This is a genomic window from Roseibium sp. RKSG952 (genome assembly GCF_009711355.1).
The window spans coordinates 1-7,548 of the sequence record NZ_SMMF01000761.1; the positions used below are offsets into that span (position 1 = coordinate 1).

At 54.7% G+C, this 7,548-nt stretch carries 7 protein-coding genes; 6 read left to right on the forward strand and 1 reads right to left on the reverse strand.

The window, feature by feature from the left end; genetic code table 11:
- Positions 1–32 precede the first annotated feature (32 nt).
- Positions 33–2,108, reverse strand: a complete 2,076-nt coding sequence (locus E1297_RS05790) for a hypothetical protein (protein ID WP_155135161.1) — start codon at positions 2,106–2,108, stop codon at positions 33–35.
- Positions 2,109–2,708: 600 nt separating this feature from the next.
- On the opposite strand from E1297_RS05790, the gene E1297_RS50745 reads away from it, so the two are divergent.
- From E1297_RS50745 to cas6f, 6 genes are all read left to right on the forward strand, one after another.
- On the forward strand, positions 2,709–2,831 hold the full coding sequence (locus E1297_RS50745; protein WP_256372689.1) for a hypothetical protein: 123 nt from the start codon (positions 2,709–2,711) through the stop codon (positions 2,829–2,831).
- A 153-nt stretch (positions 2,832–2,984) separates the two neighbouring features.
- Complete coding sequence (locus E1297_RS50750; protein WP_256372690.1) at positions 2,985–3,113, forward strand: hypothetical protein; 129 nt, start codon at positions 2,985–2,987, stop codon at positions 3,111–3,113.
- A 207-nt stretch (positions 3,114–3,320) separates the two neighbouring features.
- Positions 3,321–4,691, forward strand: a complete 1,371-nt coding sequence (locus tag E1297_RS05795) for a hypothetical protein (RefSeq protein WP_155135164.1) — start codon at positions 3,321–3,323, stop codon at positions 4,689–4,691.
- Position 4,692: 1 nt separating this feature from the next.
- Positions 4,693–5,625 carry a type I-F CRISPR-associated protein Csy2 gene (locus E1297_RS05800; protein ID WP_155135167.1) on the forward strand — a complete coding sequence of 311 codons (933 nt, stop codon included), beginning with the start codon at positions 4,693–4,695 and terminating at the stop codon, positions 5,623–5,625.
- A 1-nt stretch (position 5,626) separates the two neighbouring features.
- The gene (csy3, locus tag E1297_RS05805; RefSeq protein WP_196223209.1) at positions 5,627–6,697 is read left to right on the forward strand and encodes a type I-F CRISPR-associated protein Csy3; all 1,071 of its coding nucleotides are present in this window, start codon (positions 5,627–5,629) and stop codon (positions 6,695–6,697) included.
- A 10-nt stretch (positions 6,698–6,707) separates the two neighbouring features.
- Positions 6,708–7,358 (forward strand): type I-F CRISPR-associated endoribonuclease Cas6/Csy4, encoded by a 651-nt coding sequence (gene cas6f / locus E1297_RS05810; RefSeq protein WP_155135171.1) that lies wholly within the window; start codon positions 6,708–6,710, stop codon positions 7,356–7,358.
- The last annotated feature ends 190 nt before the right edge of the window (positions 7,359–7,548 follow it).

A 7,548-nucleotide genomic window follows, 5' to 3' on the forward strand; every position in this document is an offset into this window, starting at 1 on the left:
CCCTCAAGGAAGGGGTTTGCCGCGCTTCTGAATCAATCGTCAAATTCGGCCATCCAATCCTCCTTGGCGATGAAACCGAATGACCGATGGTAAAGATATTCCTTCTTCATCAAGGAATCCCGAAAATCCGTTTTTGAAATCGAGAGGAACGAATCTTCTTCCCACTGTTTTAAGGATTCGACCCCCAATTCGACCGCCGCCTGGTCAATCAAAATGTCATCGTCCGGCATGGAAACAAGCAAGCGAGCTTCGTTCTCAAGAAATAGGCGATCAACCTTTTTCCCGCACGAAATAAGTTCTCTGGCGTCACCCTTGTCAAACGGAGTCCTATACCAGCTCCGGTCCTGACGATCACCCCAGAGAACATAGGTCACCTCCACACAGCGTTGACGTCGGAATTTGCGTTGGGACGGATGAAAATCGCAAGCAAGAGACAGCGGGTCCGAGATGAAGGCACCAACAGACACACCTCGATCCGCCCCCTGCGTCAGGTAGTGCTCGGAAACCAGTCTCTCAAGTCGCCCTATCCCACTTTTGGGCTGATCCATTCCAATCACCTCGGTGGAATCAACCACGTTGGACAAGGATTCGACGTCGAACACCCTATCTATCGTCCTTTCCTTGAGAACGAGATCTTGTCTGTTTTCTGTCTTGACGTGCGACAGCGTCTCGGGGCCAGGATACGAGAAGCTCCCGGAACCTATCGCGATCCCGCCGCGTTCCTTGAAACACCTGTCCAGCAAGAAGAGGTTTTTCGATAGCCATTGCTCTAGTCGATGCCGTCGGATTCTGCCTGCGATTTGAATGAGCGATCTCAGAGAACTCGGCTCGCAAATCGCCCAATCGAAATCATGATCCCGACCGACCTCCTCGATGGAGGTCGAAATCACGACGATAATAACGTCCGTGACCGACGATGAAGATTCATCCAGCGCCTGTCGCACATAAGGATTCGACAGAATCGGATCTCGTCCCTCAACCGGCTTCCTCTTGAGAGCGGGGTTCAAAGTGCGCTCAACGTAGTTTCTATGGATGTTTAACATAGAGCCGTTATACGGAACGACCTTCACAGCCACATGCGCGGGAAAAACTCGTTCCATGACGGTTCTCGCATGGAAAACGCTCGTTCCGACGTTGCTCCACCTCACCAGCCCCAAACTCAATCTCTTCCCCGTCTTCTCATCGAGAACGTGGTTCTTGTCGTGAGCGACCTCAAAGATGTCGGTAACCTGCTCGAAATACTCTGCGGCGGTCTCGCAATCGCGCATGCGGGCAACCCCTAGAGACCGCTGGCCGTCTGAATCCTTAAGGCTCTCGATCATCTTGTTGACGAAATCTTCGTGTGAACCCCGAAACTCCTCCAGGCTATCCATCTTTGAGCAAGCGGAGACACCAGCCCTTTCGCCGAACCAACCCGCCACAACAGGGGCTTCAGATCCGGCGGAGGACACGTGCCTGTGGTTTTGCCAACCAGCCAGATAGCAGCGAAAAAGAGCATCGGCGATGGTCGGTGTCACCGTTGCGGAGGCGATCACGACCTTCCTGCCGAACGATGCCGACAGGTAGACCAATCGCGATATCGCAACAATGTCTTCATCCGCGAAATCGTCGATCTCGTCAATCAGGAGGTCAGATGTCGCGACCCTCATCATGGCGGCCGTATGCCTGCCTCGCCGCGCATCCGCTGCGGACATCAGGGTATCGATCGTCGAGACGAGAACGGGAGACGCTACCATTCGCGCAAGACTGCCGTCTGCCTTGCCGCCCAGGCTCTTGAGCGCTGTCGACGGAAGGGCCAGTGCATGCGCGGTGTTTGAGCCATCGGCGAGAAGGAGATCGTCGCCTATTTGTCCATCGGTTCCGACATCTTCGGTCACATTGCGTCGCACTCCCGCATCATGCATGCGTCGTAGCAAGTCATCTCCAATAATCACTTCGACATCGTCTCGAGAAAAACCGAGCTCCCGAACATACTCGGTGCCGGCTTGTAAGGTCAGTGTGCGCAGACCTGATGTCACCGAAAGCCGAAGATCTTCGCCGCAGGCCTTCGCCGTGGCCGCATGAATAATGGGTGCCGCCCGAGTTTTTCCTGATCCGGTTCCAGCCATAAGAACACCGAAGAAACCGGCACCGGAACCCGCCTCAGACATCGCCTTGGATACACAACGTCCAGCCTCGACCTGCCACCTGAAACGGCTTCCCTTCGCCGACTTGGGAGATTGGATCGCATCCGGAATGTCGCTTGTGGAAATGCCCGGGAACCCTTCGGCACCCCTGAAAATAAGTAAGGATGCCGCAACGGATGTCTTACGAACAGAAACAAGGTGGCCAGACAGTTCCTCCGCAAGCGTCCCGTCGCGGGCATTCGTATTCGCATAGACAAACCTATCTGGTCCATCTGAATACCGAACATTCCCAATGCCGGATGCTCGATGGTCACCCATGATCAATGACGTGCGCCCGAAGATCATTGCGGCCTTCAAGTCGCGATCAGGATCTGAAACCCGGCATTCACGAAGAGCCTGAGCCTGCCTGGATGCAACGGATATGAGGCGGCCGTTTTCCCAAATTGGTTTCCCCAACGGCCGCCGGAAGCCAGATTTCAGAAAGTCTGCAATCACCCCCTCATCATCACATGTCCCGACCAGATGTCGCCAGGTGAGAGACAGTCCGAATTTTTTAGAATGCTTTCCACCCGGAAGGCGGTGATGAGACAGAACCAGGGTCGCGACCACGTTGAACTTACCGTTTTCGCACCAGAGCTTCTCGCTCAGTTTGACAGGCAGTTGACGCTCGTTGCCCTCACGCAGGTTCAACTGAAGATCTTCTGACAGGTACGTATCCGGAGACGCGAAGACTCGATCAAAAGATTCCATGATCAAACCAGGAAGAGCCGACGCGTCGGACATTCGAGCCAGCCATTCCTCGTCATTCCGTCCGCAAATTTCATACATCGCCTTCATCACCATGAAGGAAATCAATTCATGGCGAATAGGGTCAGCGAGCCTCTTCCTCTCGCGAAGCTTCTTCTGAAACCACTCGGTCATTTTGCCGAAATCATGGAAGATCGCCGCCATTCCGACTGCGGCGGTAATAAAGCGCTCGACATCTGATGAATTTTTTTCAGGCTTCGTGGATTGAAGGATTCGCGGTCCAGAAGGGAGGGCTGCCATTTGAATTCCACACTCGGGGATGAAGGTAGGAATTCAAATGATCCACCGAAGAACGAATCCTTGCAAACAATATTACGAATCCAATTGACGTGAGTTTTTCGATCCTTTACTAGTTCAAAAATCAACGACCAGCTAAGGAGTGAATCCTTGTCGGAAACAAAAGATAAAATCGACGTAAAGGCGCTGAAGAACGTTCCGATGAACGAGGCCTTCATAATCGCGCAGGGGCTGGAGGGTGTAGACTATGTTGAGTTCCTCAAGACCTTCCGAAACGTCCGGAACTTCCCGTATATCTGCGACCCGAACGACATCGGGGGCTCCTTGAAACCGATGATCATTGGGCAGCTGTCGGGTTTTCCGGCGACGATTAACAAGAAAGTCGCGGAAGACATCAAGTCGGAAACACTTCGGCCCGGATACCTGAAGGAAATGATCGACGGGCAGACGGCCAATTTCCGGATTGTAGCCAAAAACCACCTGGGCACCCATACCGTGAAGGCGCCAAACCCGACAGCGACGACACCTAACGGCATTTTCGCCTCTCCGACGGTATTCGAAGAAGCAAGAGCTCTGCCGTTTGCCAGCAGCGCCAGCTCAAAAACCCGATTAACATTCGGGGCCGCCGGAAATGCCGGGCAGGGCAGGGCACAGCGCTTTCTCGGAACGAAGCTGATGATCGGAGACGATGCCAAGAACGTGTCTGTCTGCATCATTGAAAAAGACGCTGTCTTCACTTCGCTCCTGGGTCTCGGATTTGACCCGGACCTACTCAATGAGCTTTCGGATACGCTCCGTAAGCGTCTGTCGGGTGACGAGGACCGAACTCTCGGAAAAGGCGCGAAAGTACTGATTTGGCCGACCCAGAACAGCGAAACCTACATCACTCCGGTACATCCGTATGCAATGCATCTGGAAGTCGGCACGCGCATCAAGGAACGGCGCGCAAGTGGCTCCGCAATCAAGACTAGGTTCATCAAGGTTGCTGGCAGCAATCCTCTGAATGCAGGGCTTGTGAACAGCGATCTGAGCGGGACACACATCCTGCTCGACGGAACTCCGCCGAAAATCTCCGACAGGGCGGAACGGCGCTTTACAGCGCTCGCTCATTCGAAGTCGCTCAGGTTCGGAAAGGTCAATGCGAGCCACCCGTCGGTCAAGACATTCAACGAAGGGAGTAAGAGCTGGAAAAACAATGACGGCATCCGAAAAATGCTCGAGAAAAACCTCCGGATCATGACTTCTATCGTCGTTGAGCCGCTTGCCACAATCGAAGAAGGCATCGTCGCAAACAATGCACATGCAAAGAATGCCGTCGAGGCGCTTGAAGCGCCCCTTGCACGTTTGGTCCTCAATGGATTCGGCAACCTCGAAGACACCGACCGAAAAAAGGTCGTTGCCAAGCTCGTTGGCGCGCTTGATGCCATTCCAGGGAAACCGGAATTCGACGATCCCATGACGCAACGCGCCGAGCGCGTCGTCGCGTCCTACCTCACCAAAAAATTCACGGGAGTATCCTGACATGACGGACAGTTTTCTCGTCATTGGGCCACTTCAGGTTGACAACCTGATGGCCTGCCATCCCGACATCGTGATGGGATATCCAATGCCGACCGCGATCGCCGGTTTCGGCTACAAGATTGGGCTAGACATCAATAAGGCGATCGGTACTCAGGCATTCACCGTCACCGGTACGTCCATCATTCTACATGAGCACTCATTAAAGGACGGACACGCCAAGCACCCGCCTGCGCACTATACGCAAAACGCGGGATCAATCGTCGATGAGTTCAGGGCGAGAGCATTGCTCAGCTTCGTGGTCGGCCTCGAGTCGCATGCAACCTCTTCGCAGGAGATGCAGGAACACCAGGACGAGGCACTGTCTGTCATGAAGTCGGAAGCACCCGGCTGGCTTTTCGGAGGCGGGAAGGTCTTCCCAACATCGAAAAGCGTCTACAAGGCCGTCGACCAAGAGACACTCGCAGAGGAAGTGGGAAAACTCCCAGCGGGCCACCTGCTCGTCGATCGTCGAGATGTGCTGGAAACGAGAATCCAGGAAACGGCCTGTGATCCACTCGATGCCCTGCTCGACCTGGTCCAGCTGACGCCTGTTCCGGCTGAAACCACGAACGAAGAACCCGACGAGAAAAAGAAGAACGTAAGGCCTCGGATGGCGCGCCTTCTCCCGGGGTGGATCGTTCCCGTCGTCGTCGGATATCAGTCCGTTGAGAAACCCAGCTTGCGCGGCAATCACCGCAGCAACGGAGCGGAAGTGCCTCACGTATATGCCGAATCCTTGTACTCGATTGCCGAGTACAAGCCCGTCCGAACCCTGATCGCAAAAGAGGGCGAAGATTTCATCGAAGGCTCACAGTGGAGCCATCACCACAACCCGACCTCCAGCACATTCTATGTATCGGCGCTCGGCCCGATCAACACAACGGAGAACAATTGACATGGCGACCAAAGCCCAACTCCCATCCTTCCTGAATTTCAACCGCTCGATCTCACCTTCCGAAGGCTTGATGTTCGGAGTTAACGACGAGAATCTCATCCCGGTCGAAGTGACCAACACTACCGTTCGCGGCACGATCTCGTCGTACAGCAACGTCCACAAGAACGCGAACACGGCTAAGTCCGAAAACATCGCCAAGGAACTCAACCCGAAGAACGCGAACATTCAGCGGATCGACACCGCGTACCTGCCGCTTGACTGCGGGCGCATTCAACTCGATTTCTCGGTTGTTGTCCAAGCCAACTCATTGGAGCCGAGCGGCTGCAACGAAAGCGAATTCCGCGCGAAGCTCACCGCTCTGTCGGCAGCATATGTGAACGTCTCCGGCTACCACCACCTAGCGAAGCTGTATGCCTGGAATCTGATCAACGGCCGCGTCCTTTGGCGCAACCGTTTCGCTTCCAAGAAGTCGGTCACTATCAAAACAGAAGGAACCGACACGTTCTCGTTCAACGTCGACAACATCGGCTCCCGAACCTTTAACGAAGACGAGATGCCCCATCGTTTCGACGAGTTGGCGCAGATAATCGGCGATGCCTTGTCCGGAAAACGTGCGCCTCTGTTCCTAATCATTTCGGTCTCCGGGGATCTACCGCAGCGGACCGAGGTCTACCCGTCCCAGGAATTCGTCAACGAAGACAAGGGAGGGAAGAGCGACAAGGAAGGTAAGGTGCTTTCGTCTATCATGACCAAGTTCGATAGCAAGGACATTCGACAGGCAACGATGCACAGCCAGAAGATCGGCAACGCAATTCGCGTAATCGATCATTGGCACGGAAGCGTCGACGACCTGGGGGCTACCGCCATCGAAGCCTTCGGCACCGTGCAGTCCCGCGCCGACGCTCTGCGTGTACCCGGCAAGTCGGCAGACGTCTACAAAATGCTTGAGAAGATCGACGACGTGATCACCGAGATCGACGGTGCCGGCAGCGCCGGAGAACTCGACGGAAACATTCACTACCTGATGGCGATGCTGGTCCGCGGCGGCGTCTTCTCCGGCGGCAAGAAATAAGAGGCCAACAATGGAAGCCCCAAAACACTACATCGAAGCCAAGGTGTTGCCGCTCGACGGAGCGGCCCCCTCCGGGGGAGATGTTGCCTACATTCTTTCCAGGATTATGTGGGCCGTACACATGCACATCGTCGAAGGCCATCAGATCGGTATTACGTTTCCGCAACTCGATCCGGCATCGAGTAAAGAGGGCGAGGACAAGTTCTTTCTCGGGTCTCGTATGCGTCTCTTCGGAACCGCGAATTCCCTGTCGTCCCTCATTATCCGCCAGGATTTCGCAGGGCTCGTCCACGGTGGCGCCCTTACAATTAAGGGAAGTGGGATTCAAGACGTGCCTGCGGAACACGGTTGGATCAGTTTTTGCAGAGACCGGAGGACGGAGCAAAACACCCCCGCGTTCGTCGAGCGGTCAACGCAACGGCTCTTGAACCGCTCTGCTGAAGGCAAGTGCAAAATAACCCAGACGGAAATCAAAGACCGACGTCTCAAACTGCTGTCCAGAAAGGAAGGAGCATTGCCTCCGTACATCAATGTTGGAAGCGGCTCCACTCGCCGAAAGTTCCGACACTTTCTAAGCGTTCAGAAGGCGAGTGGTTTCGGCGACGGCAGCATCACAACATACGGCATGTGCAAACCAGGAACAGCAATGCCCTCGTTTTGACTGTTGAAAAAACAGCTCTGAGATTTACCAATTCCGATACGCCGCTGAAAAAGCGGACACCACAAAAGCCCCGCTGGCGGATCTCCGCCAGCGGGGCTTTTGCATTAGAGAGCCGCCTTTGCGGCGGCAAACGGAATCTGCTTTTCGGGGGTACACCTCCAAATCTTCAGAGCCGCCTATCCGGCGGAGA